The organism is Streptomyces sp. NPDC046900 (assembly GCF_040644975.1).
Lineage (GTDB): Bacteria > Actinomycetota > Actinomycetes > Streptomycetales > Streptomycetaceae > Streptomyces.
The window spans coordinates 96,427-121,505 of sequence record NZ_JBEYXD010000017.1 but is presented as its reverse complement, the minus strand read 5'-3'; the positions used below and the strand labels follow the sequence as shown (position 1 = coordinate 121,505).

The window sequence follows — 25,079 nt, the reverse complement described above, 5'->3', positions numbered from 1 at the left end:
GCTGCTCAGTTCCGGCTACGACCACATGATGCCGCTGCTCGGCGCCACGCCCGCCGGCAGCCGGCTGGGTCGCGCTCGCGGTGGAATCGGTTCGCCCTGGAATGCGTCGGCGGCATCGTCGGTTTCTTGGAGCACCCGCCCTGTCCGACCCTCGGCGTCATGCGCCGGGGACACGGCACGTCGAACGCATCGATGGGAGAAGCCTTGAAGCGCCCCGCCTCCAGGAACGAGCCGTCCCGACTCCGCCGTGTCCGCCTGCCCGGAACCGTTCCGCTGCCCCCTCCGGCGGTTTCCCGGCGCCCGCAGGACGAGGACGAGGAACAGGAGGCCTCCGGCACGGACACCGCTCGACAGGTCGTGGAATGAGTTGAACGGCGGCGGGACGCGCCCCCTGAGTCGACCGGCGGCGGGACGCCGCCGGACCGCTGCCCGACGGGCCGGCTTGCCCTCGGTGACATATGTGCCCATGTGCTCCCGAGGGCCATCTGTGTATCAGGACGTTCCGAGGCCGTTCAGCAGGGTGTCGACGACGACGTCCGCCGCTTGTGCGGGGCTCAGTTCGGGCAGCTGACGGGACACGAGGTGCATGAGCTGGGGGAGTAGTGCGCTGGCCCATCCCGGGGGGAGGTGGGGGCGTAGGAGGCCTTCGTCGGTGGCGCGTTGGAGGAAGGTGTCGACTTCGCGGACGGATGTGTCGCGGCGGGCCTGGATGGTGGCGTCGGCGAGCATGCGGGTGAGGTCGACGGGCCAGATGCGGTTGACGGTGATGATGTTCTCGACGTAGCGGTGCAGGGCGACGGCGACGGGTGCTTCGCGCAGTCGTGCGTCGTCGATGGCGTGCTCGATGGCTGTGAGGCGGGATTCGTAGATGGCTGCGAGGAGTTCCTCGCGGGAGGCGAAGCGGCGGTAGACGGTGCGCCGGTCGACTCCTGCCTCGGCGGCGATGCTCGCGATGCTCGCGCCGGGATCGGTGGCGAGCATGCGTGCTCCGGTGGTCAGAACGGCTTCCAGGTTGCGTGCTGCGTCGGCTCTCACCGCACCGAGTCTAGTGGCGGAATGTGAAGTCTGAGACACCTAGCGCCTCTCAACGGTGGAGTCATGCCCGCTAAGTGCTACAGTGAAGTGGCATATAGACCTGGTAGTGCCAGATTGATGGGTCGATTCGTCCAGCGCGGGTCGGCACATCGTCCATGCGCACCACTTCCAGAAAGGGCAAGTTCCGATGTCGAAGGCATACAAGTCCCCCTCACCCAAGGCGGGTGGCGTCGCCGCCGCAATGAGTGCGCTGATCCTGGCGGTCCTTCTCGCGGCCCTGGACCAGACGATCGTCTCGACCGCGTTGCCCCGGATAGCGGAGGACCTGAACGGGTTCGACGACATCGCGTGGGTCAGCGCCGCGTATCTGCTCGCGTCGACGGCAGTGACACCGCTGTGGGGCAAGCTCGGCGACATGTTCGGCCGCAAGCGGCTGTACCTGGCCTCGACCTCCATCTTCCTGGTCGCCTCGGTGGCCTGCGGTCTGGCGCAGAACCTGCCCGAGCTGATCGGGGCCCGTGTACTGCAGGGTGCGGGCGGCGGCGGCATGATCGTGCTGACCTTCGCTCTCGTCGGTGACATCGTCACCCCGAGCGAACGCGGCCGCTACCAGGGCATGTTCGGTTCGGTCTACGGCGTCGCCAGCATCGTCGGCCCCCTGCTGGGCGGCGTCTTCACCGACCAGCTGTCCTGGCGGTGGGCCTTCCTGATCAACCTGCCCGTCGGCATCGTCGCCCTGGCCATCGCCGCGCGGGCGCTGCCCGCGGCCACCCGGGGCGCCAAGGCCAGCATCGACTACCTCGGCTCCACCATGCTGGCCGCCATCGCCACCGGCCTGGTCCTGATCACGTCCTTCGGTGAGCGCTGGGGCTGGGGCTCGCCGGCCATCGTCGGCCTGATCGTCGCCACCGTCGCGCTGGCCGTGCTGCTGGTGCCGGTCGAGCGCCGCGCCGCCGCCCCGGTCCTGCCGCCCGCCATGTTCGCCTCCCGGACCGTGGTCTTCTCCTCGCTGATCGGGTTCTTCGCGAACGCCGCGATGTTTGCCGTACTGGTCTACCTGCCGACCTACCTCCAGATCGTCCACGGGGTCTCGGCCACTCTCTCCGGCGTCCACATGCTGCCCCTGGTCGCCGGTCTGGTGGTCAGCCAGTCCCTGGCCGGACGCTGGGCCGCACACGTCAACCGGCTGCGAGCGATCCTTCTGGTGGGCCTGATCACCAACCTCGCCGGGCTGCTCCTGCTGGGCACGATCGGGGCGGCCACCAACACCCTCGTGCTGAGCGTCTACTTCCTGATCACCGGTATCGGCATCGGCATGGTGCCCATGGTCGTGCTGACCACCGTCCAGAACAGCGTGCCCGCCGCCGATCTCGGCGCCGCCAGCGCGGTGGTCACCTTCGCCCGCTCCATCGGCGCGGCCTTCGGTGTCGCCGTCTTCGGCACCCTCCTCAACTCCGGCTTCGCCCACCGCACCCACGGCCTGCCGACCGCCGGTGGCTTCGACACCGCCCGCCCCGACACCATCGGCCGGCTGCCTGCCGCCCTGCGCGACACCGCGCTGGACGCCTTCGCCCACGCCACGGCCATGGGGTACCTGTGGATCGCCCCGACCCTCGCCGTCGGCACCCTCCTCGCCTTCTTCCTGAAGCCGGCCCGCAAGGCCGAGGAGAAGGTTGGTGCCTCCGCGGCTGCCACCGCCAAGGAGACCGTCCCAGCCGCCTGACCCACCGGACAACGCTCTTCGACCGGCCGACGCCCTCACGGGTGCCGGCCGGCGGCGTTTCCGGAGGTCCAGCTCGTGTCCGCGCCAGCTGTCCTGGCTGGTGCGGTGGCCGCGGGGGAAGACCATGACATTGATGGCGTACGGAGCCGCCCAGGCGGTTTCCGCGGCCGGCGCCCTCCCGGGCCCAGGAAACGGGGTGCTCAGTCGCCGAGCCGGTGACAGGACCGGCGGCCCGGTGACGGGGCGGCCGCCCGGCGGGTGAGGGAACGACCAGCGGATGAGTTAGGCGTACTCCTCGAAGTCATCCGAGAACGCAACGATGTTGCCGTCGCCCAGGAGCACGAGAGGGACGCCGTGCGGCTTCATCGGCCCGGGACGCGGCCGGACCACTGGGCTCGGTCGCCTGATGTGCGCCGGCGCCCGCGACGGTCGAGCGCGGTGGTTCCTGCGGCGCTCAGGTGGTCACGGTGTCCTGTCCTTCGCCGGGCCGGGTTCCCCCCGCCCGGCGGTCCAGGAGGTGAGGATGAGCAGCGCGTCGTGGGAGGGGCTGCCGGGTTCGGCGGTCAGCACCATCAGACGTTGTCCGGAACTGTCGAAGCCGGCCCAGGCGTCGCAGTTCATGGTGAGGTCGCCGACCAGGTGATGGCGATAGTGCTTGGTGCCTGAGGTCGCGCCGTTGACGTGGTGTTCAGCCCACAAGGTGCGGAAGTCCGCGTCCTGGGTCGTCAGTTCACCGACGAGGCGGGCGAGGTCGGGGTCGTCGGGGTCGAGTGCGGCCTCCATACGCAGTGCGGCGACCGCTTCGCGGGCGTCGTGCTGCCAGTCCTGGTGCAGCTCGTGGACCACCGGGTCCGTGAACAGCAGGTGCACGTAGTTGCGGCGGCCCGGCGGGAGCGACGAGAAGTCTGCGTAGAGGGCCGCGGCGGCCGGGTTCCAGGCCAGGACATCCAGGCGTTTGCCGAGGACGAGCGCGGGGGCGTGGGTGAGTTGGTCCAGCATGCGTCGCATGGCGGGCCGTACACGCTGGGCGGGTCGGCGGTGTGGGCGGGGGTCGTTCCGGCCCGCGAGTTCGTAGAGGTGTTTCCGTAGGTCGTCGTCGAGGCGCAGGGCGCGGGCCAGGGAGGCGAGCACGGGCGCGGAAGCCCGGACGCGGCCCTGTTCGAGCCGGGTGTAGTAGTCCACGCTGATCGCTGCGAGCCGGGCGACCTCCTCGCGGCGCAGTCCCGCGACCCTGCGGGCGGAGTCCGTCTCGGGCAAGCCGCACTCCCGCGGATCCAACTGCGCCCGACGGGCCCTGAGGAAGGCACCGAGCGCACGGGGGTCGGGGTGTGAGGTCAAGGCGTCCAGTCTCCCGTGAACGGCTCACGTGTGAGGTGTGCCTGTGATGTCCGTGGCGTGGCTCGAGGGCGGCGGGACCTTGCGCCCGCCGCCATCGAGGGCTGTCAGTGGACGGTGGCGTGGGCGGCCTGTTCGATCACGTCGGCCACCAGGTGGGGGTGGGAGACGGCGACCGAGTGGGAGGCGGCGACCTCGGTGGTGTGCGCGTGGGCGCGCTTGGCCATGAAGCGCTGGACGGCGGCGGGAATGTTGAGGTCGCGGGTGGTGACGATGTCCCAGCTGGGCTTGGTCTTCCAGGCGGCGGTGGCGGCCTTCTCCTCCAGGGCGGCCCCGGGACCGTCGTCCTGGTTTGTCCACGGGGCCCCGCAGGGTGGATGTCCGCCGGCGTCTACGCGCAGCCGGAGGGCATCCGTTCGCCTGTCTCCAGGCCGTCGGCCGGGCGTCGCCAGCGACCCCGGACCCGGTCCGGTGATCCGGCCGAGGGGCACGGCCATGTGCTCCTGGGCGTGACCGACGCGGTGTCCGGGGTGCGGGCTCGGCGGCGGATGCGGATCTCAGAAGTGGTCGACGTCGACCACGGCCTGGGCGAAGGTGGTGGGCGCTTCCTGAGGCAGGTTGTGGCCGACGTTCGCGATGGTGCGGTGCTGGTACGGGCCGGTGAAGTGGGTGCGGTAGACGGAGCCGTCGCCGGCCGGGGTGAAGGGGTCGAGGGCCGCGTCGAGGGTGATCGTGGGAACGTGGATGGAGGGCTGGGCCGCCAGCTGCTTCTCGTAGCGGTCGTAGCGGCGCTCACCGTCGATCAGGCCGATGCGCCAGCGATAGTTGTAGAGAACGATGGCCGCGTAGTCGGGATTCTTGAAGGCTTGGGCGGTGCGCTCGAAGGTGGCGTCGTCGAAGTTCCAGTTGGGGGAGACGAGGGTCCACACGTAGCGGCACAGCGCGATGCGTTCGTCGACGTTCTCCATGGCCTTCTTGCCGCGCTCGGTGGCGAAGTACCACTGGTACCACCAGTTGTGCTCGACGGCCGGGAGGGCGGGCTCAAGCTGCGTCTTGATGTTGGTGATGAGGTAACCGCTGGTGGAGACAAGGGCCTTGACGCGCTCCGGCCACAGGGCGGAGATGATGTCGGCGGTGCGCGAGCCCCAGTCGAAGCCGGCGAGGACGGCCTTGTCGATCTTGAGCGCGTCCATCAAGGCGATGATGTCCAGCGCGATGGCGGACTGCTCGGCGCTGCGGGGGGTGTGACGGGACAGGAAGCGGGTGCTGCCGTGGCCGCGCAGGTAAGGAACGATGACGCGGTAGCCCAGGTCGGCGAGGAGCGGGGCGACGTCGACGAAGCTGTGGATGTCGTAGGGCCAGCCGTGCAGGCAGATGACGACCGGGCCGTGGGCGGGGCCGGCCTCGGCGTAACCGATGTCCAGGAGGCCCGCCTTGACCTGCTTGATCGTGCGGAACTCGGTGTGGGTGCCCGGAGTGAGGGGCACGGTGGGAACGGGAGCGCCGCCGGGCTCGTGCGAGGCGGTCGCGGCGGATGCGCTGGTCTGCAGGCCGGACAGCGTGACCGCGGCCGCGCCGGTGCCCAGGCCGACGGCCTTGCTGAAGGTACGCCTGTTGATCATGTCAAACCCTCCGTCGTGCGTTTCCGGTGACCGGCCCGAGCCCGGGAGACCTCCCGCTGACATCGGCGGTACGAGATCACTGCGGCTCTTGGCGCGATGACCCTCGCACAGCGCTCGTCACCTGTCAAACAGGTGACGTATGACGGCTTCGATGAGGACGGGCGGCAGGTCCAAAGTTGTTCTTGTCCGGGAATCCGGACCGGCGACACACACTCTCGTCCGCAAGGCGACCGGACACATCAGTCATGTGACGGTGAGACGCGGGCAGCGACGTCAGGCGTGCCGCACACTCCCTGTGCCACCCGGAAGCACAGGTGAGGACGCTGGGCGACACACTCGGAGTGGCGAAGGGGGCCTTGCGTCTCTCGGTCCGGGGTGTGACGCCCCAAGTCATTCGACTGAGGGAACGCTCCTCGACGCCCCAAGAAGGGCTCGATGCATGGCAATCGGCGCGGAGCGGGCTCTGCGGCCCTCAAGCAAACTGGTCCCGCACATCTGGCCGCCGTCCGGCCTTCGCCGGACCCTGGGGCCGGGGTGCGGGTTGCGGGGTGCTGATGCCGTGCAGATACGTGTCGACCACCACGTCGGCCGCCTGCCCTGGGCTCAGGTGTGCCTGCTGGTGCGACGCCAGGTGCACCAGTTGGGGGAGTAGTGCGCTGGCCCATCCCTGGGGGAGGTGGGGGCGTAGGAGGCCTTCGTCGGTGGCGCGTTGGAGGAAGGTGTCGACTTCGCGGACGGATGTGTCGCGGCGGGCTTGGATGGTGGCGTCGGCGAGCATGCGGGTGAGGTCGACGGGCCAGGTGCGGTTGACGGTGATGATGTTTTCGACGTAGCGGTGCAGGGCGACGGCGACGGGTGCTTCGCGCAGTCGTGCGTCGTCGATGGCGTGCTCGATGGCTGTGAGGCGGGATTCGTAGATGGCGGCGAGGAGTTCCTCGCGGGAGGCGAAGCGGCGGTAGACGGTGCGCCGGTCGACTCCTGCCTCGGCGGCGATGCTCGCGATGCTCGCGCCGGGATCGGTGGCGAGCATGCGTGCTCCGGTGGTCAGAACGGCTTCCAGGTTGCGTGCTGCGTCGGCTCTCACCCCTTAAGAGTACCTATGACGTGCAAGAACAGCGCCTTGCAGACACGCTTATGTGTATCTAGCGCAAATAAGTGCTACAGTTCAGTGGCAGTTGACTGATGCGTCCGAACGAACTGAAACGAAAGCACCGGAAGAGAGAAAGCACATGATCACCTACGACCGGCTTTTCATCGGAGGTTCCTGGGCCGAGCCGAGCAACCGGGAGCTGCTCGACATCGCCTCGCCGCACGACCAGTCGGTGGTCGGCCGCGCCGCGCAGGCACGGCCGGCGGACATCGACCGAGCGATTGCCGCGGCACGTGCCTCGTTCGAGGCGGGCGTTTGGCGTCTGACCCCGCCGGCGGACCGGATCGCGGTCCTGCGGCGGTTCAACGCGCTGCGTGAGGAGAACGCGGAGAAGATCGCACGCTTGATCTCGCTGGAGAACGGTTCAGCCGGCTGGTTCACCCGTGCCGGACAGCCCGGCCTGACCCGGCAGGCGAACGCCTACCTGAAGGCGGCGGAGGAGTTCGGCTGGGAGGAGACGCTCGTCCCTTCTGACCCCGCGTCCCCTGTGCGCAGCGTGGTGCGCCGCGAGGCGGTCGGCGTCGTTGCCGCGGTGATCCCGTGGAACTCGCCCTTCTCCTCGGCCACCTCGAAGATCATCCCCGCCCTGGTCGCCGGTAACTCCGTGGTCCTCAAGGTGTCTCCGGAGAACTCGCTGAGCATGGGCTTCCTGGCCGAACTGCTGGAGCAGGTGGGCCTGCCCGAGGGCGTGATCAGCGTCCTGCCCGCGGACCGGGAGACCAGTGAGTACCTGGTGTCGCACAAGGAGATCGACAAGATCGCCTTCACCGGCTCGACGGGGGCCGGCCGCCGCATCGCCTCGATCGCCGGCGAGCAGCTCAAGCGGGTCAGCCTGGAGCTGGGCGGCAAGTCCGCCGCCCTCATCCTCCCCGACGCGGACATCGAGAAGGCCGTAGCGGGCGTGAAGTTCGGCTCCCTGCTCAACAACGGCGAGTCGTGCATCGCCCAGACCAGGATCCTGGCTCCGCGCAGCCGGTACGAGGAGGTCGTGGCCGCGCTGAAGGAATTGGTGGAGTCGCTGAAGGTCGGCGACCCCAGCGACCCCGACACCTTCATCGGCCCGGTGATCCGCCCCGACCAGCAGGATCGGGTGCGGAGCTACATTCAGCTCGGCATCGAGGAGGGCGCCCGTCTGGTCACCGGCGGTCCGCAGATCCCGGAGGGTCTGGAGAAGGGCAACTACGTCACTCCCACCGTCTTCGCCGACGTCGACAACTCCATGCGGATCGCGCAGGAGGAGATCTTCGGCCCGGTCCTGGTGGTCATCGCCTACGACGACGAGGACGACGCGGTCCGTATTGCCAACGACTCCGAGTACGGCCTCTCCGGCGGTGTCTGGTCCTCCGACGAGGAGCACGCCCTGGCGGTCGCCCGCCGCGTCCGTACCGGCACCATCACGATCAACGGCGCCTCCGTCGCCTTCGACGGGCCGTTCGGCGGCTTCAAGGCGAGCGGTATCGGCCGCGAATACGGCGCGGTCGGCCTCGGCACCTACACCGAGTACAAGACCATCACCGTCTGACCCCGGCGGGACGAACCCCGGCCGATCGCACGACATTGCATTACCGCCGACGGTGGCAGGTGGCCCGACCCCCTGCCACCGGCGCGGCGTTTCCGGCTGTCGACTGACGGTTCCGAGCGGTCCGTTTCACGCCGGCCATCGAGACAGGGAGCCTTTTCCAACCGGGCGTCTGGCAAGGCTCACTGGCTGGGGAGCTTCGAAGCGTCCGTCCCGGGGGAAGGGCTACCGCTGTGCGGCTGCCTGGCGCAGATGGCGACTCACATCGCCGACCAGGTTGATGCGGACCCGGCGCTCCACGAAGCGCCACTGCCCATCACGGCGCTCGAAGCGGTCGTGGTAGCGACCGCCGGCGATGGGTTGCAGCGGCAGGTCGGGCAGCGCCTGCAACACGGTGACGTACGCACGCGATACCGCCGTGCTCGCTTGTTCGTCGACCTCGATGGCCACATTGGTGGTGACATGCTGGGTCCGCGGCGTGCCGTCGGCGTAGACGATCAGAGTGTCCTGGAACATCTTCTCGATCGCGTCCCGGCCGCTCACCGGCTCGCCACTGCCTGTGAAGGTGGCGTCAGCGAGAAGGATGCCGAGTCCTGCGAAGTCGCCGTCGTCCACGAGCTCGGCATAACGTGCAATCAGGTTCTCGACAGCCCGGTAGCTCGACGCGGGATCGGCGGGCATGGGAGTGGATGTGGACATGGTGTCCTCCAAGCGAGAGGGGCGATCTTCAGCGCGCTGCCGCCGACGACAACAAGGCTGCAATGGGCCGGTTGTGACACGTAGATTGCCATGATCGGTGTCGTCTGCATGGTGCTTAGGGCCGGCGACCGCTGCGGAAGCCGCGATGCAGAAAGAGGCTCAAGGCCAAGGCGCACACCAAGGTCGAGAAGATCACTTCGGTGTGCGCCTTGCGCCGATTCCTTGCGCCCGGGCCCGGTTGTACGGCTGATTCCGTGCCCCGGGCCCGGTGGGCCGGGTGACACGGACTCGCGCACCTCACGGACGGGAGGCCGTGCCGACCTGTGAGGCTCAGAGCACCGCGTTGTCGGCGGCCCCCGGGAAGTCCGTGCTGAACGCCAGCTCCTTACCGGCTTCGAACTCGGTCCTCAGCTGGTCCAACTTGACGCCGATGCGCCGCTGGGCGTCGCTGCCCAGGACGACCCAATGGGGCAACTCCGAGCCGCTGACGGCCTGGTAGATCGCCTCGGCGGCCCGCTCCGGGTCGCCAGGGAACATCTCCGGCGTGAGGTTGCTCATCATGGCGCGGAATGCGCCGGCCGTGGCGGCGTAGTCCGCGATGGCCTCGCCGGACGCCCGGGTCCGGTTCTCGATGCCGGTCCGGAAGGAACCCGGCTGAATGATCATCGCGTGCAGGCCGATGGGCTCGATCTCCTGCCACAGGGCCTCGGTGAAGCCCTCCAGCGCGAACTTGCTCGCGGAGTAGTAGCCGTTGGCGGGCAGACTCGCCAGGCCGTCCATGGAGGAGACATTGACGATGATGCCGCTGCGCCGGCCGCGCATACCGGGCAGCACCGCCCGGGTGAGGGCGACCGCGCCGAAGAAGTTGACCTCGAACAGCCTGCGGTAGTCGCTCTCCTCCTGCTCCTCCAGAGCGCCGACGAAGTCGATGGCGGCATTGTTGACGAGGATGTCGATGCCGCCGAAGCGCTCCTGCGCGGCGCGCACGCCCGCGGCACGGTCCTCGGCGTCGGTGACGTCGAGCTTGACCGCCATCGCGGTCTCCGGATAACGGGCGGCCAGTTCGGTGGTGGCCCGCGTCGAGCTGGCCGTCGCCACCACCTGGTCGCCCTGTGCCAGGACGTGTTCGGCCAGGGCCCTGCCGAGTCCGCTGGAAGCGCCGGTGATGAGCCAGGTCTTGCGAGACATGAAGTGGTCTCCTTCAGATCGGGTGAAAGGGGTGTCGTAGGGGAGGGAGGAAGGCGGGGGAGACGCCGGGGCGCGAGGGGCTACGGCGGCCCGGTGCGCCTACTCCCCGGCCGGGAAGTCCGCCGCGCCGCTGGCCGCGGCCCACCTCCGCGTCTCCGCGGTCCGCGCCTCGCCCGCCTCCAGGGCCATGGCCACGGCCTGGGCACCGAGCAGGAGACGGCGCGGCGGGTCGTCCTCGTTGACGACGTCGATGAGGACCTTGGCGGCGCGGACCGGGTCGCCGGGCTGCGTGCCGTTGTTCTCCGCCCGGTACTTGTTCATGGCGCCGACGGTCTCCTCGTAGTCGGCACTCACGGTGTGCAGCTCCATCGACGAGCCCTGCCAGTCCGTCCGGAAGGCGCCCGGCTCGACGATGACGACCTTGATCCCGAAGGGGGCGACCTCGTTGGCCAGGACCTCGGAGAAGCCCTCCACGGCGAACTTCGCGCTCTGGTAGGCGCCCATGCCCGGGGTGCCGCCCACCCGGCCGCCGAGCGAGGAGAACTGCAGGAACGTCCCCGAGCGCTGCCCGCGCAGCACCGGAAGGGCGGCCCGGGTGACGTTGACGACCCCGAAGAAGTTCGCCTCGAACTGAGCGCGGAAGTCGTCCTCCGCCATCTCCTCGATGGGAGCGCTGTTGGCGTAGCCGGCGTTGTTCACCACGATGTCCAGACGGCCGAAGGCGTCGGCGGCCGCCCGCACCGCCTGCTGGGCCGCGGCTGTGTCGGTGACGTCCAGGGGGACCGCCCGCACTCGATCGCCGTAACGGGAGATCAGATCGGCCAACTGCTCCGGGCGTCGGGCGGTCGCCACCAGCCGGTCACCGGACTCCAGAACAGCTTCCGCCAAGGCGCGCCCGAAGCCCCGGGAAGCGCCTGTAATCAACCATGTGCTGGTCATCAGTATCCTTCGTTGGTTCGGCTGGGAGTGATCCAACTCGTAGTGCAGGGAGAGCTTCCTGAGGAGAACGCGCACGGCGAATCGGGCCGTCGACACATGCATGTGTCGTCGGGACGCGTATCGGCAGGATGTTTCTCAGTCTTGCTGTGTGTCCCGCATGAGGCGTCCGTCGTTTGACTGCCTGTTGCCTCCGTGCCGATCGCCGACGTCAGCGGCATGCGTAAGTCATCGGCCGTACGCGTCATCGACGAGACCTGTGGGACGCGGACGCGCTCCGGGCCGACACGCGAAGTCCGGTCTCGGACGTCGGGTGGCCGTGCACGGAAACATACGCTCATACGTGCGCGGAATCGACGTGCCTGCCCCTACGTGTGACCACGTTGTATGGTTGCTCTCGCGGAACTCCTGGCGGAAGCGGCCAACAGGTGTGTCTCCAGTCAGGAAGAACGGTCCCCTTCAGGGCGCAGGCACAGGAGTGACGTCGACAGCCACTTCGTTCGGACCGTGCACGACCGCCGCGGAGGTACTCGACAGCGTCGATCTGAGCGGGCGCCGGATGATCGTCACCGGAGGGTCCTCCGGTCTCGGTGTGGGACTACTCCCTTCCCGCGGTGTGCTGACCCCGTCGGCCCTGTCCCCGATGCGGGACCGACCCACGAAGGAGTGAGATGAACGACAGCAAGCGAAGCCCCCAGTTTCTCCTGGTGCACGGGGCATGGCACGGCTCGTGGTGTTGGCGCGAGCTCCAGGACGTTCTCGCCGACCGGGGCTGGACCAGCCACACGGTCGACCTGCCGAGCGTCGTCCCCGAAGGGTCCGGTGGGAAACTCCCCGGTCTCCTCGACGACGCCCGGGTGGTCCGAGAGAAGATCGACGCCGTCCAGGCTCCCCTGGTGGTCGTCGGGCACTCTTACGGTGGCGCTCCGGTCACCCAGGCGACCCCGGGAGCCGCCAACGTGTCCCACATCGTGTACCTGGCCGCCTTCGCCCTGGACGAGGGGGAGAGCCTGATGACGTGCTTCGGCGGTGAGCAGCCGGATCTCTCGACGGTGGAGGGTGTCATCCCCGTCCGGGAGAACCCGGAGGTGACGCTCTACAACGACGTGCCTGGGGACAAGAGGGATGTCGCTCTGGCGCGCCTGCTGCCGCAGACCGCGCTCTCCTTCGCCGAGCCGGTGCGCCGGGCCGGCTGGAAGACCCTTCCCACCAGCTACGTCGTCTGCGACGACGACCAGAGCCTTCCCCCGTCGTACCAGGAGCCGTTCGCCGAGCGGACCGGTGCCACGTATCACCTCCCCAGCGGCCACACTCCGCTGCTCTCCATGCCCGGCAAGCTGGCAGACCTCCTCGAACAGATCGCGTTGGGCACTCCCGCATAGGGTGCTGGACCGGACTGTCGAGGCGTGGGCCCGCGCGACGAGCGGAAGGTGCCTGATGAGCTCCGTGCCCCGACAACAGGCCGAGCATCATGGCGCACGTTCGGCCGCGACCCAGGCGCTGGTGATGTCCAGCCTGGACCGGCTGCTCGATGCCGGCGAGCCCTTCTCCGAGCTCAGCATCCAGCGGACATCGAGGAGGCGGGTGTCTCCCTCGACGACCCTGGCCCCGGCCCGGGGCCGATGTGCTCTCCAGGTATGTTCGACGCCCGCCGCGAAGGCCGCCCAGTGAGGAACACCGCGATGACCGCACAAGCCGCCCTGCCGACGCTGCATGAGGCGACCTACGACACCGGCCGCCAGAAGATCTTCGTTGCCAAGGCAGGGGAGGGCCCGGCGGTGCTCCTGCTGCACGGCGGAGGACCCGGCACCAACGGCGTCTCCAGCTACGTCCGCAATATCACGGCACTGGCAAGGGACCACCAGGTCATCGTCCCCGACCTGCCCGGCTACGGCCGCAGCACCAAGGGCGTCGACCCCGCCGACCCCTTCGGCCACCTCGCGGACGGCGTCCGCGGCCTGCTGGACCGGCTCGGCCTGGAGAAGGCACACCTGGTCGGCCACTCCTACGGCGGTGCCTGCGCCCTGCGCCTGGCCCTGGACACCCCCGACCGGGTCGACCGCATGGTCCTTGTGGCCCCCGGTGGTATCGGCACCACCCGCGCCCTGCCCACCCCCGGCGTGAACCGCCTGCTGAGCTACTACACCGGCGACGGGCCCTCCCGGCAGAAGCTGGAGGAGTTCATCCGCCGCTACCTCGTCTTCGACGACGCCGACATCACCGACTCCGCCATCGAGGAGCGCTATCGGGCCAGCCTCGACCCAGAGGCCGTCGCCGCACCACCGCTGCGCCGCCCCTCCGGCCGGGGCGCCTTGCGCACGATCTGGAAGATGGATCTCACACGCGATGCGCGCCTGACCCGCCTCGCCGTTCCCACACTGGTCGTGTGGGGCGCGGCGGACAAGGTGAACCGGCCCTCCGGCGCCCGGATGCTGGCCGACCGCCTGCCCGACTGCGACCTCTACCTGGCTGCCGGGACCGGGCACTGGCCCCAGTACGAACGCGCCGAGCGGTTCAACCGACTGTGCGCTGACTTCCTGGCCGGCCGTCGGTGAAAACAGGCCGGCCCACGGCGGGACAGCGGCACGCGAAGGACGGGCAGGCCTCGACCACCTGGGCGCCGTCCTGAAGGTCCGCCGTACGTAGGGCGTAGCACTGGGTCACATGGGTTCGTGAGCAGCTCTGAGACGGTGCCGTGTCGGTGGGGCCTTGACAGGGATGCCCGACTTGAGGACCCTCGTAACTCATTAGAACGGTGACGAATGACGGGGCCGGGCAGCCTCGGGCGTTCCCTACCGCAGCCCTCGAAGTCGACGCCGTGAGGTGGTCGCCGATCGGGCCGCGTGTGCGATGCGTCACCACCTTGACAGGTGACGCATGTAGGTGCACGCTGATAACGTCCCTGGTGGCGATGGGGACGCCATCCGTGATCGGCGAAGTGGAGAATGGTCATGAGCAAGGAACTCGCCGGCGATCCCGCCGCGGCGGCGCGGCACGCGCGCTTTGGCAAGCTTCCCGAGCGCATCCGCTTCGAGGACATGACCGAAGAGGTGGAGGCCGGGCCGAACAGCGGGGTGAACGCTTCGTACAACCCCGAAGGCTCGTGGAATTACTACTCGTGCCTGGCTCTCGACCTGGGGCTGTAGGCCGCGGGCCGGGTTACAGTCGCGCGCCTCGCTGATCGGCGGCCCGCGCGCACCCCGGCGTCACTCGCCGGCAGCCAAGGACGGGCGGACTGTCGATGTCCGTATACCCAGCCGGTGTGAGCAGGCCGGCCAGGGCACCAGGGCCCCCGCTTGCTGCGGGCGAGCGGAGTGCAGTCCGAGGCGGGCATCAGCCAGGCCGGTCTCAATCAACTGTTCGTGCCCCTCTTCACCTCCTTCGAGCTGCTGGACCGCAGTCACCGCGAGGCCCCGCGACACGTCGTTGCTGCTCATCGTCGACGACCTGCCATGGCTGGGCCTGGCCACACCTCGGTACGGGGCTTCGTGGCCCGACGGCTCATCGGCAGCCGCATCGGCTTCCTGCGCGCCTCCCGCGTCAGATCCTCGCCGATTTCCTGGAGCAGGCCGCCCGGGTGCGCCTGGCGCCACCGGACTGGCGGCCGCTGCGTGAGCACGCGGCTTCCCGCCTCCGTAACGGACCGTGCGGACAGGGTGGTTGAACCGGGCTCTCTCGTTGCCAGCCGCGTCGGGCGCGGCGAGCCAGGCGGGCTGCATGCGTGTCCCTGCACTGGCATCTGCCATCACCCTCTGGATGCGCCGCTGGACGTTCCTTCGGTTGAGGTCCATCTGTGAGGCGCGATCATCCCGCCTCCGAGAGGCACAGACGGCGCGCCCTCCCGGTAGCTCTCGAACGGTAGTACCGCCCGGAACACCCGAGGTGTGCCATCCGTGCGGCCGGCCGACCCCTGGCGCACGAGGGATCAAGCACACGTGTGCTGTCGGCCCCGCTCAGCCGGTGCGCCGGGGAGACCTCGTCGGAGGTCGCTCCGCCCACCGTCAGGGGGCGCGTCAGAGGGCAGATGTAACTCACGGCGCGCGCGCCCGCGTTGCCGAGCGCGGTGCGTCATCCGTCAAAGACGGCACCGGCTCGTCGTGGGGAGACGGCCACACAAAAGACTCTCGGTCACCCCTTTGACAGGTGACGAAAAGCTCTGCCATGCTTTCGTCACCGCCTCAACCAGTGACGCGAAAGTGTCCTGGCCTGCAGGCGTCCGAAGACCTTTCGACCCAGATGGGGAGCACCAGTCATGGCAGTCAGCTACACCGCCGTTGTCGACGTCGACGGAGAGGGCCGGAACGGCGGTCACGTGCGCTCCTCCGACGGTCTGCTGGAGACCGGCCTCGCTCTCCCCAAGGAGGTGGGTGGCGCAGGCACCGCGACCAACCCCGAGCAGCTGCTGGCAGCCGGCTGGGCCGCCTGCTTCCTGGGCGCCCTCCGCCGCGCCGCCACGCTGCGCAAGATCCGCCTCACCAGCACCACCATCACCGCCGAGATCACCCTCACCCACGGCGATGACGGCGAGTTCTCCCTCTCCGCGGTCCTCAACCCCGTCCTAGGCGGTGTCGACCAGGCCACCGCCGAGGAGCTCGCGCACGCCGCCCACCAGATCTGCCCCTACTCCAAGGCCACGCGCAACAACATCCCGGTCACCATCAACGCCAGCGCTGCTGCCTGATCGACTCCTCCCCTCCACCTTGGGTCCCGTGTTCCCCCTCTACGCCCCTCTGTGCGGGATCCGAGATCTCTCAGCCGTACCCACACCGCCGACCTATGAGCGAGGGCAGGACATGGCTTCCATGACGCACACATACGTACGGACCGTCAGGCATCGTCGTTCGGATCTCGACCGTGTCTCCGGCGAGCGGCTGTCCCGAATCGCGGCAAACCCCCAGGACGGTGACCGGCCCACGGACACGCAGATATGGAACTGGGCGGAGAGTGTGACGCTGTTGGGGTACGGCCCGGCGGCTTCGACCTTCCTGTGACGGACGCGCGGTTGGGCCCGCGCGGGTGGCCATCGGCACCCTGCTGCAGGGACAACCCGAGCCGACTCTCCCTGGCCCTGCTCGCCGCAGCCGGTCCGGCCGGAGTTCGTCCGCAGTCCGACGCCGCGTCCGGTCGAAGGCCATGGACTGCCGTGCGCGCACACCCGGTTGAGGGCAGCGCGCCCAACTGCCTCATGTATCTGAAGGGTCATCTGGTGCGGATGGCTTAGGTGCCTGGTGCCGGCGGCCGACTGGGACACACCGTCAGCTGACTGACGCGGCAGATATCGATCGCGGCCAACACTGAGGGCACGGCCCCGGCCGGCGTACATGAGGCCGGTGACTGGTGTGGTCTCGAGACCCACGGCGGGCCCCGCGCTCGGCGCGTCCGTCCGCGGGGGCACCGCCCACCGACCCCAACCCCAAAACCCGACCATCGAAAGCGAGATCACAGCCATGGACATGAAGCTCGAAGTCGTCATTCTGCCCGTCTCCGACGTGGACCTCGCCAAGGGCTTCTACGTGGAGCAGCTCGGCTGGCGCCTCGACGCCGACTTCCCGATCAACGACGGCTACCGGATCGTGCAGGTGACCCCGCCCGGCTCCGAGTGCTCGATCATCTTCGGGGAGGGCCTCACTCGGCAGGAGGCGGGCACGCTCCACGGCCTCCAGTTGACCGTCACCGATATCGCCAAGGCCCAGGAGGAGTTGACCTCCCGGGGTGTGGAGGTCTCCGGCCCGTTCCGCGACGAGACCGGTGCCTTCCACCACGCCGGCGACTCCCATCGGGTGCCCGGCCTGCACCCCGAGCGGGCCAGCTACGGCACTTTCGCCGCCTTCAAGGACCTCGACGGCAACGAGTGGTTCCTCCAGGAGGTCACCGAGCGCGCCCCCGGCCGCTGACAGCCCGTCCCGGCGCGGCTGACCTCCCCGGCCGCGCCCGGACCGCCATCCCCTACGGACCACGACATCCAATCGACCGGCATCCAGCCACCGGAGGACACATGACGACCGAGAACATCCGCACGTACGACGTCATAGTGATCGGCGCAGGTCCGGTCGGCGAGAACGTCGCGGACCGCACCACCGCCGCGGGTCTGAGTACCGTCATCGTCGAGAGCGAACTGGCCGGCGGCGAGTGCTCCTACTGGGCCTGCGAACCCAGCAAGGCCCTGCTGCGCCCCGCCTTGCTCCGTGCCGATGCCATGCACGTCCCCGGTCTCGCCCCTTCCGTCAAGGGCCCTCTGGACGTCGAAGCCGTCCTGGCGCACCGCAATCGCATGTCCGCCGACTGGAACGACGACGGCCAGGTGGAGTGGATCAAGTCAGCCGGCATCGACCTGTTGCGCGGCCACGGACGCCTGACGGCGGAGCGCGAGGTGTCCGTGGAGACCTCCGACGGCGACACCGTCCACCTGCGGGCCCGGCACGCCGTCGCCGTGTGCACCGGCAGCCGTGCGGCCCTGCCCCCTCTGCCCGGGATCGAGAACCTGCGGCCCTGGACCAGCCGGGAGGCGACCAGCGCCCAGCAACCGCCACAGCGCCTCGTGATCGTCGGCGCCGGTGTGGTGGGCGTCGAGATGGCCACCGCCTGGCAGGCCCTGGGCAGTCGGGTGACCCTGCTCGCCAGGGATGAGGGGCTGCTGCCCCGGCTGGAACCCTTCGCGGGCGAGTTGGTCACCGAGCGCCTGCGGGAGGCCGGTGTGGACGTACGGTTCAACATCTCCGTCGTCGGCGCTGCGCGGGTGGACGACGGAGAGGGCGAGGTCCGAGTCACCCTGTCGGACGGCAGTGAGATCACCGGCGACGAGATCCTCTTCGCCACCGGCCGCGCCCCACGGTCCGACGACATCGGGCTCGACACCGTGGGACTCGAACCGGGTGACTGGCTCGCCACCGACGACAGTCTGACCGTCACCGCCGTCCCCGGAAACTGGCTGTACGCCGTCGGCGACGTCAATCGCCGCGCCCTCTTCACCCACCAGGGTAAGTACCAGGCCCGTATCGCCGGTGCCGTGATCGCCGGCCGGGCCCGGGGCGAGGAGCTCGTCACCGGCCGCTGGGCACCCCACAGCAGCACGGCCGACGTCGAGGCTGTTCCGGGCGTCGTCTTCACCGACCCCGAGGTCGCCTCCGTAGGTTTGACGGTCCGCGAGGCCGAGCGCACCGGCCGGGCCGTCGAGGTCGTCGACTACGACATCGGTCACCTCGCCGGCGCGGTCCAGTACCGCCCTGATTACCGAGGCAGGGCCCGGATCCTCGTCGACCGGGACCGTCAGGTCGTCGTCGGCGCCACCTTCGTGGGACCGGGCGTAGGCGAACTGCTGTACTCGGCCACCGTCGCCATCACCGGGGAGGTGCCGGTCGAGCGTCTTTGGCACGCCGTACCCGCGTTCCCCACCATCAGCGAGGTGTGGCTGCGCCTGCTAGAGACGAGGCGGGACTCATGACCACCGCACGGGACCTCGTGCTCGTCGCCCTGAGGATGCCGTCCGACCGGAGCGTCGAGCAGGGCGATCTGTCCCTCGCCCTCGCGGGCGCCGAGGCGATCGATCTCCTGGAGAGCGGCGCGTTGAGCCTGGACGGCGATCGCATGGTGCCCGGCCCGAGGGCGGCGACGGGTGACCGTCTGCTCGACCAGGCGGACGCCTCGCTCGTCCGGCGGGAGCCTTACGAAACGGTCGACAACTGGCTGTGGCACCGTGGCAGAGACCTCGCCGCGGCCTACGTCGACGACCTGGAGCGGGCCGGGCTCGTCACCCACCCACGGGGCCACGGATTCCGGCAGCGGTTCGCGCGGGACGTGCCGGCCGATACGCAGGCACGCCGCAGTGCGGAGGAACGCAGAGTGTCCGGCGAGCCCGTCCTCGCCGCTCTGCTGGCAGCGGTGGGAATCGGGGAGGACCTGTCGGAGGCCCGCGAACGCCTCATCGGGGACGCGGTCACGACGGTGCTGGCCGCCGTCGGCGACGCGGTGACGCAGCTGGAGGCCGTACGACTGCGGCGGGACATCGAGAACGCCGCGTTCGACAACGTGTGGCGGGGCTAGCGTCCTCCAGCAAGCGTGCCCACCCGTCCAGCGTGGCGGACCGTGTCGCACACGGTGCCTATCGGGGCACGCAACGCACCGCCGTCCGCGGGCGCACCGACGTGTCAGTCGGAGCTGCCCGCCGCACCCGACTTCACCAGGGTGTACATGACGGAACGCTCCTGCTTGTGACGCCTGATACGTCCCTTGGCGACCAGGGATTCGAGGGTGTTCCGCACCACCTGCGGTGTGGGGTTGCGGTCCGGGTGTTTCTTGAGGAGTTCGTCCCGCAGTTCCTTCGCCAGACGCGGCTCCTTGTACTGGCCGAGCAGGTCCGCCAGAAGGTCACCGAGCAAAGGCTGGCGCGACTTCCCCTTCGCGTCGGCCTTCGCCGTGTTGCCGGCAGGAGCCGTCCTGGCCGACGCGGAACGCCGTGAGGCGGTTCCAGCGGGGGCCTGCTTCGCCTTGGCGGCGACGGGCTCGTCCTGCGACTGCTCGGGCAGACGGGACGCGTCCGCGAAACCCTCATACTGCTCGGCGAGGTTGATGATGTCCGCAAGGAGGGCCTCCTCCTGCTTCAACACCATGATTCTCTCCTGCAGCTCCTGCTGCCGCCGGCGGTTCTCCTCCAGGTCCGATGCGGCCTGTGCTACGTACCGCGATCGGAGGGTGGCGGCTGATTGGTTGGTCACAACCATTCACTTCCTCGATATGGATGATGTTGCGCATGGTACCCACGCCGAGGGTCCCTGCGGACAAGTGTCAACGCCAGATGCCTCGTCTGACATGTGCACCCTTCACGATAGGGGCTGATGTGCCTGCGCACGTAGGAAGTGTGGCCCTTTTTTCGGCCTCCCGAGGGTTCGACGACGTCAGTGGCACAAGGTTCGCTCCACACATACTGCCCGGTAAGTGTGTTGCCGAACCGCCTGTGACGCCCCTTCATGGACCGGTGTGTGTGGGACGCATCCGTGTTCGATGCGGCTGCCGGTCTCGCCCGACCGATTGAACTCGGCATCGGTCAGGTGGGACCGCGTTGCACGGTCCGGGGGACAAGGCCGGGTGTCGTCCGTCCGCCCCGCGGAACGGGGTCCCTCACCTCACGGCGTACTGGCGGGCGGGCGGCTTCAGGTGGGGGTGGTGCCGCACATGTCCACGTGGCACGCCTTCCCTACAGGCGCCCACGAAGATCACATGGGTCCGGCTCCGGGGCAGGTCATGGCGGCTCGCCGCACGTGGCATACACCTCACACCTTGCCTCTGCTCGGCCTCTGCCGAAACGCGGGGTCCGATGGAAGTCGGCCCACCGCAGCCGCAGAGCCATGTATCTCTGAGACACCCAGAAGTGACGACCGGATACGCACGGCGTACTGAACACGATCCGCGAGGCCCCCTTGAGGACCTCGTCGCCGGCTGAACGTCACGTCCGACGGGACCGTGCGCCGCCCGGGTCAGGAGGTCAGCGCGCGGCCACGGCGGGCGCGGTCTTCTTACGTGCTCGGTAGGCGGCGGCCTTGATCTTGTTGCCGCAGGACTCCATACCGCACCACTGGCGCCGCATGCCCCGGGAACGGTCGATGTAGACCCGCGTGCACTCGGGGTTGCCGCACTCCTTCATCAAGGGGACGTCCGGGCCGCTGAGCAACTCCACGGCCTGCCGGGCGACGGTCACCAGCGTCTGCTCGGGAGTCGCCTCGGTGAGCCGCCCGGTCGTGGTGAGCTGAGGCGTCACAGGGGTCTTGCGCGCGGCGGCGTTGACCGCGTCGAGTGCGTCCCGGTCGAACTCCTCGCCGAGACGGCGGTTGGTGACGAGCCGGTAGATGGCCTCGCGCACGGCCGTCGCCTCCCGGACGTCGTCGTCCTCCCCGGGAGTGATCGTGTCCACCAGCCCGGATTCCAGGTACCAGGCATTCAGCCGCTCGGGCGTCACGAACATCTCGAACCGGGCCGAGCGCCGGGCCCGGAGGGTGGCCGCGAAGTCGAGGGCCGGGTGCCCGCATACGAATACATGATCCAGGTTCACATCACCATCTTGACAGGTGATTCCCGTCGGGCGCAAGACGCGTCGCCGTTCCAGAGGGTGCCCATGGCGCCGGCGCGGTCGGGAGCGTAGGACATCTCGCGCGGTCCACGCAGGCCAGGATGTGTGAGCGCGCGGGTCAGGACCCGGATCGGTCCGGCGCCGCCCCCTCTCGTCGGCTGCGGCCCGGTTCCAGACGGAGTTCGCGGCCCTGCCATCGGCGGCGCAGCCAGCGGTCGTGGCTCGCCACGACGATCGCGCCGAGGCCCGCACCCAGTGCGGCCTCGAGTTCGTCGCACAGGCGCGGGGAGAGGTGGTTGGTGGGCTCGTCGAGCAGGAGGAGCTGGGGTGGGCGGGCCACCAGCAGTGCCAGCGCCAGCCGCCGGCGCTGCCCCACGGACAGTTCTCCGACCGGCTTGTCCAGGTCCGCTTCGTGCAGGAGACCGAGGGAGCCCAGCGGCACCTTCTCGGCCCGCGCCGGGCCCAGGGACAGCTCATAGGTGAGCCGGACCGTGCGGTCGGACCGCTCGAACACGGTGTCCTGGGTGAGCAGCCCCACCGTCAGCCGGCGCCGCCGGTGCACCTCGCCCTCGGCCGGGAGAGATCCGGCGAGTACGGCGAGCAGCGTCGACTTGCCCGCCCCATTGCCACCGGTGACGAGCAGCCGGTCCTTCGCCGAGACCTCCAGGCCGCCGAGTGCGAGCCGGCCGGGCACCCGCACGTTGTGCAGGGACACCAAGGGCCGCGTGCCCTCCTCGGCATGTGCGGCCAGTTCCCGGCCGCGAACCGCAGGGGGCGCGGCGGCTCGGCGACCGGGGTGCGCTCCAGCGCCTCCAGCCTTCGGGCGGCATTGCGGACCCGGCGGGAGATCTGGTTCTGTACGCGGCCCGCCCGATGGCCGTAACCCATCTTCTCGTTGTCGCGCCGCCCCTGATCCGGAGCCACCCGGTGCGCGGTCACGCCCGTCGAGTGACGCAGCTCCTCCAGCTCCTGCTGCTCCGCGGCGTACTGCCGCTCCCAGCGCTCCCGCTCGGCGCGCTTCTCGGACAGGTAGGCGTTGTAGTTGCCGCCGTAGCGGACCGGGCCGCCCATCGCGGGATCGAGGTCGATCAGGTCGGTGCAGACGGCGTCCAGGAACGCCCGGTCGTGGCTGGCGACCACCACGGTCCCGGGCAGGCCGCGGATCTGCTCCTCCAGGAAGGCGGCGGCGCTGTCGTCGAGGTGGTTGGTCGGCTCGTCCAGCAGCAGCGCCGACGGCCGCCGGACGAGCAGCGCGGCCAGGGCCAGCCGGCCGCGCTGCCCGCCCGAGAGCGAACCGAGCGTGCGGTCGTGCCCGAACGCGCCGAGGCCCAGGCCGTCGAGCACCAGGGCCGCGCGGTGGTCGGCGTCCCAGGACTCCCGGTCCTGGGCCTGTTCCAGCCGCCTGCCGTAGGCGTCGAGGAGTTCCTGGTGCCCGGGGTCGTCCTGCGGGACGCGGGCGAGCTCCTCGCCGAGCCGTTCCAGCTCCGCGAGGTCCTCGCGTGCCTCGCGCAGCGCAACGTCCAGCACCGTGGCGACGGTCGCGGCGGCGTCGAACGGCATCTCCTGGTGCAGGAAGCCCAGTTCGGGAGGGCGGGAGACGCTTCCGGCATCGGGTTCGTCCACGCCGGCGAGCACCCGCAGCAGGGTGGACTTGCCGACGCCGTTCTCCCCGATCAGCCCGATGCGGTGGCCGGGGGAGGCGGTCAGGGAGACACCGTCGAGGACGCGGCGCCGGCCCAGGTTGCGGACGAGGTCGTGGGCGAGCAGTGCGGGTTGGGGCACGGGGATCCGTCCAACGTGATCGGTGGTCGGCCCGCCGGGAGCTGCGCCTCGGACGCGGGCCACGGCACACTCCGGCGGCTCACACCGCAGGGGCTGCCGTCTCCGTGAGTCCTCCGTCGGCCAGTCGCAGCCAGCGGTCGACCCCGATCTCGGTGAGGAACCGCTCGTCGTGGCTGACCACCATGAAGGCGCCCTGGTAGGAGTTCAGCGCGCTCTCCAGCTGGCCCACGCTGACCAGGTCGAGGTTGTTGGTCGGCTCGTCGAGCAGGAGCAGATGAGGGGCCGGTTCGGCACACAGCACGCAGGCGAGGGTGGCGCGCAGCCGTTCGCCGCCGGAGAGCACCCCGACCGGCAGGTGCGCCCGCGCGCCCCGGAAGAGGAAGCGGGCCAGCAGGTTCATCCGCTCCGCCTCGGGCCGCTCCGGGGCGAACGCGGCGAAGTTCTCCGCCACGGTGCGGTCCAGGTCCAGCAGGTCCAGGCGCTGCGAGAGGTAGGCGATCCGGCCGTCGTTGCGCTTGATCTCCCCGCCGTCCGAGGCGAGTTCGCCCGTGATCAGACGCATCAGAGTGGTCTTGCCAGCGCCGTTGGGCCCGATCAGCGCGATGCGCTCGGGACCCCGGACGGTCAGGTCCACACCGCCCGCGGCGAACACGGCCTTGTCCCCGAGGTGGACCTGCATCCCCGTGCCGAGGAAGAGGTTGCGTCCGGCGGGCACCCGGGTGTCGGGCAGCTCGAGGGTGATGCGCTGCTCGTCGCGCAGGGTGCGGCCGGCCTCGTCGAGCCGGGCCTGCGCCTCGCTGATACGAGCCGCGTGCATCTGCCCGGCCCGGCCCGCGGACTCCTGCGCGCCGCGCTTCATGTTGCCGGCGAAGATGCGGGGCAGGCCGGCATTCTTGAGGTTGCGCGCGGCGGTGCTCTGCCGGCGGTCGGCGCGTTCGCGGGCCTGCTGCATCTCCCGCTTCTCCCGCTTCAGCTCCTGCTCGGCGTTGCGCACGTTCTTCTCGGCGACCTCCTGCTCGGCGCGGACGGCCTCCTCGTACTCGGTGAAGTTGCCGCCGTACAGGCGAAGTTCGTCGCTGCCGAGTTCGGCGCTGCGTTCCATGCGGTCGAGCAGTGCACGGTCGTGGCTGACCAGGAGCAGACAGCCGTTGAAGTCCGACAGCACGTCGTACAGCTTGTGCCGGGCCTCCAGGTCGAGGTTGTTGGTCGGCTCGTCGAGCAGGAGTACGTCGGGACGCTTGAGCAACTGGGCGGCGAGGCCGAGCGAGACGACCTGGCCGCCGCTGAGCGTGCTGAGGCTGCGGTCCAGGGCGAGGTCGGCCAGCCCGAGACGGTCGAGCTCGGCGCGGGTGCGCTCCTCGATGTCCCAGTCGTCACCGATGGTGGTGAAGTGCTCCTCACTCACGTCTCCGGACTCCACGGCGTCCAGGGCCCGGATCACTGCGGCGACGCCGAGCACCTCGGCGACCGTGAGGTTCCCGGTCAGGGGCAGGCTCTGCGGGAGGTAGCCGAGCGTGCCGCTGACGGACACCGAGCCGGTGGCGGGTTTGAGTTCGCCGGCGATCAGCTTGAGCAGCGTGCTCTTGCCGGAGCCGTTGGGGGCGACCAGGCCCGTGCGGCCGGTGTTCACGCTGAAGGACAGGTCGTGGAAGACCGGGGTGTCGTCAGGCCAGGCGAAGGAAAGGTTCGAGCAGACGATGGCGGCGTCGGACATGGAAAGACCTCGGAGGGACTGAGGGCAGAGCTTGGACCTCTGCCCTGGGCAGACGTGGAAAAAGGGGGACGACGAAACCGGCCACCTCGGCAGCGCTCCTGAGCGCCGGCCGGTGGCCGTCAGACCCGGGTCTCACCCCGAGATGTCGTCTTCACCTACCACGTCTGCGACTCCTCGATACATGGTCAACGTCGCTGACAGCCTAGCAGCCGTCCTCGGCGATGTGGCCGGCCTGGACTCATACGTGTGTGCATCGTCACGCAGTCGGCAGCTCGTTGTTGACAGCTCAGAGACCCCATGGCACTATCGTCACCGG

General features: G+C 69.5%; 22 protein-coding genes and 2 pseudogenes. 12 read left to right on the top strand and 12 right to left on the bottom strand.

What is annotated here, in order from left to right; genetic code table 11:
* Positions 1–492: 492 nt before the first annotated feature.
* Positions 493–981 carry a TetR/AcrR family transcriptional regulator gene (locus ABZ904_RS19565; protein ID WP_361824709.1) on the bottom strand — a complete coding sequence of 163 codons (489 nt, stop codon included), beginning with the start codon at positions 979–981 and terminating at the stop codon, positions 493–495.
* 241 nt (positions 982–1,222) lie between these two features.
* Here ABZ904_RS19565 and ABZ904_RS19560 point away from each other — a divergent pair, with 241 nt between their 5' ends.
* Positions 1,223–2,758, top strand: coding sequence for an MDR family MFS transporter (locus tag ABZ904_RS19560; protein ID WP_361824663.1), 1,536 nt, complete (start codon positions 1,223–1,225; stop codon positions 2,756–2,758).
* Positions 2,759–3,220: 462 nt separating this feature from the next.
* On the opposite strand, the gene ABZ904_RS19555 is transcribed toward ABZ904_RS19560, so the two are convergent.
* The 4 genes from ABZ904_RS19555 to ABZ904_RS19540 form a co-directional block, all read right to left on the bottom strand.
* On the bottom strand, positions 3,221–4,096 hold the full coding sequence (locus ABZ904_RS19555; protein ID WP_361824660.1) for a helix-turn-helix transcriptional regulator: 876 nt from the start codon (positions 4,094–4,096) through the stop codon (positions 3,221–3,223).
* Positions 4,097–4,200: 104 nt separating this feature from the next.
* Positions 4,201–4,590: an alpha/beta fold hydrolase gene (locus ABZ904_RS19550; RefSeq protein WP_361824657.1), complete on the bottom strand. Its 390-nt coding sequence runs from the start codon at positions 4,588–4,590 to the stop codon at positions 4,201–4,203.
* A 60-nt stretch (positions 4,591–4,650) separates the two neighbouring features.
* Positions 4,651–5,715, bottom strand: coding sequence for an alpha/beta hydrolase (locus tag ABZ904_RS19545; protein WP_361824655.1), 1,065 nt, complete (start codon positions 5,713–5,715; stop codon positions 4,651–4,653).
* A gap of 472 nt (positions 5,716–6,187) precedes the next feature.
* Positions 6,188–6,745, bottom strand: coding sequence for a TetR/AcrR family transcriptional regulator (locus ABZ904_RS19540; protein ID WP_361824706.1), 558 nt, complete (start codon positions 6,743–6,745; stop codon positions 6,188–6,190).
* A 199-nt stretch (positions 6,746–6,944) separates the two neighbouring features.
* Between ABZ904_RS19540 and ABZ904_RS19535 the strand changes: the two genes are divergently transcribed.
* A complete protein-coding gene (locus tag ABZ904_RS19535; RefSeq protein WP_361824652.1) occupies positions 6,945–8,387 on the top strand; it encodes an aldehyde dehydrogenase in 1,443 nt (480 codons plus the stop codon).
* Between the two features lie 222 nt (positions 8,388–8,609).
* Here the strand turns inward: ABZ904_RS19535 and ABZ904_RS19530 are convergent, their stop codons facing one another.
* From ABZ904_RS19530 to ABZ904_RS19520, 3 genes are all read right to left on the bottom strand, one after another.
* Positions 8,610–9,083 carry a nuclear transport factor 2 family protein gene (locus tag ABZ904_RS19530; protein ID WP_361824649.1) on the bottom strand — a complete coding sequence of 158 codons (474 nt, stop codon included), beginning with the start codon at positions 9,081–9,083 and terminating at the stop codon, positions 8,610–8,612.
* Positions 9,084–9,413: 330 nt separating this feature from the next.
* Entirely contained in the window at positions 9,414–10,271 is an 858-nt protein-coding gene (locus ABZ904_RS19525; protein WP_359392998.1) for an oxidoreductase, read from the bottom strand.
* A gap of 99 nt (positions 10,272–10,370) precedes the next feature.
* Complete coding sequence (locus tag ABZ904_RS19520) at positions 10,371–11,210, bottom strand: oxidoreductase (RefSeq protein WP_360996529.1); 840 nt, start codon at positions 11,208–11,210, stop codon at positions 10,371–10,373.
* Positions 11,211–11,685: 475 nt separating this feature from the next.
* Here ABZ904_RS19520 and ABZ904_RS19515 point away from each other — a divergent pair.
* From ABZ904_RS19515 to ABZ904_RS19470, 10 genes and pseudogenes are all read left to right on the top strand, one after another.
* Positions 11,686–11,802 (top strand): annotated as a pseudogene (locus ABZ904_RS19515) (oxidoreductase); the annotation flags it as partial.
* Positions 11,803–11,878: 76 nt separating this feature from the next.
* A complete protein-coding gene (locus ABZ904_RS19510) occupies positions 11,879–12,589 on the top strand; it encodes an alpha/beta hydrolase (protein ID WP_361824646.1) in 711 nt (236 codons plus the stop codon).
* A 55-nt stretch (positions 12,590–12,644) separates the two neighbouring features.
* Entirely contained in the window at positions 12,645–12,878 is a 234-nt protein-coding gene (locus tag ABZ904_RS19505; RefSeq protein ID WP_361824643.1) for a hypothetical protein, read from the top strand.
* Between the two features lie 11 nt (positions 12,879–12,889).
* Entirely contained in the window at positions 12,890–13,762 is an 873-nt protein-coding gene (locus ABZ904_RS19500) for an alpha/beta fold hydrolase (RefSeq protein ID WP_361824640.1), read from the top strand.
* A gap of 396 nt (positions 13,763–14,158) precedes the next feature.
* A complete protein-coding gene (locus ABZ904_RS19495; protein WP_361824638.1) occupies positions 14,159–14,353 on the top strand; it encodes a hypothetical protein in 195 nt (64 codons plus the stop codon).
* 1,106 nt (positions 14,354–15,459) lie between these two features.
* Positions 15,460–15,888: an organic hydroperoxide resistance protein gene (locus ABZ904_RS19490; RefSeq protein WP_359392984.1), complete on the top strand. Its 429-nt coding sequence runs from the start codon at positions 15,460–15,462 to the stop codon at positions 15,886–15,888.
* A 121-nt stretch (positions 15,889–16,009) separates the two neighbouring features.
* Positions 16,010–16,198 (top strand): hypothetical protein, encoded by a 189-nt coding sequence (locus ABZ904_RS19485; RefSeq protein WP_359392982.1) that lies wholly within the window; start codon positions 16,010–16,012, stop codon positions 16,196–16,198.
* 456 nt (positions 16,199–16,654) lie between these two features.
* Positions 16,655–17,101, top strand: coding sequence for a VOC family protein (locus tag ABZ904_RS19480; protein WP_359392980.1), 447 nt, complete (start codon positions 16,655–16,657; stop codon positions 17,099–17,101).
* A gap of 101 nt (positions 17,102–17,202) precedes the next feature.
* Positions 17,203–18,648: an NAD(P)/FAD-dependent oxidoreductase gene (locus tag ABZ904_RS19475; RefSeq protein WP_361824633.1), complete on the top strand. Its 1,446-nt coding sequence runs from the start codon at positions 17,203–17,205 to the stop codon at positions 18,646–18,648.
* On the top strand, positions 18,645–19,247 hold the full coding sequence (locus ABZ904_RS19470; protein ID WP_361824631.1) for a GPP34 family phosphoprotein: 603 nt from the start codon (positions 18,645–18,647) through the stop codon (positions 19,245–19,247). The genes ABZ904_RS19475 and ABZ904_RS19470 overlap by 4 nt, the downstream gene beginning before the upstream one ends.
* Before the next feature lie 104 nt (positions 19,248–19,351).
* Here the strand turns inward: ABZ904_RS19470 and ABZ904_RS19465 are convergent, their stop codons facing one another.
* The 4 genes and pseudogenes from ABZ904_RS19465 to abc-f all read right to left on the bottom strand — a co-directional run bounded on the left by ABZ904_RS19465 (position 19,352) and on the right by abc-f (position 24,763).
* Positions 19,352–19,918: a hypothetical protein gene (locus tag ABZ904_RS19465; protein ID WP_359392973.1), complete on the bottom strand. Its 567-nt coding sequence runs from the start codon at positions 19,916–19,918 to the stop codon at positions 19,352–19,354.
* A gap of 767 nt (positions 19,919–20,685) precedes the next feature.
* Complete coding sequence (locus tag ABZ904_RS19460) at positions 20,686–21,249, bottom strand: CGNR zinc finger domain-containing protein (RefSeq protein WP_360996510.1); 564 nt, start codon at positions 21,247–21,249, stop codon at positions 20,686–20,688.
* A 136-nt stretch (positions 21,250–21,385) separates the two neighbouring features.
* Positions 21,386–23,049 (bottom strand): annotated as a pseudogene (locus tag ABZ904_RS19455) (ABC-F family ATP-binding cassette domain-containing protein).
* 79 nt (positions 23,050–23,128) lie between these two features.
* On the bottom strand, positions 23,129–24,763 hold the full coding sequence (abc-f, locus tag ABZ904_RS19450; RefSeq protein ID WP_361824628.1) for a ribosomal protection-like ABC-F family protein: 1,635 nt from the start codon (positions 24,761–24,763) through the stop codon (positions 23,129–23,131).
* Between the last annotated feature and the right edge of the window lie 316 nt (positions 24,764–25,079).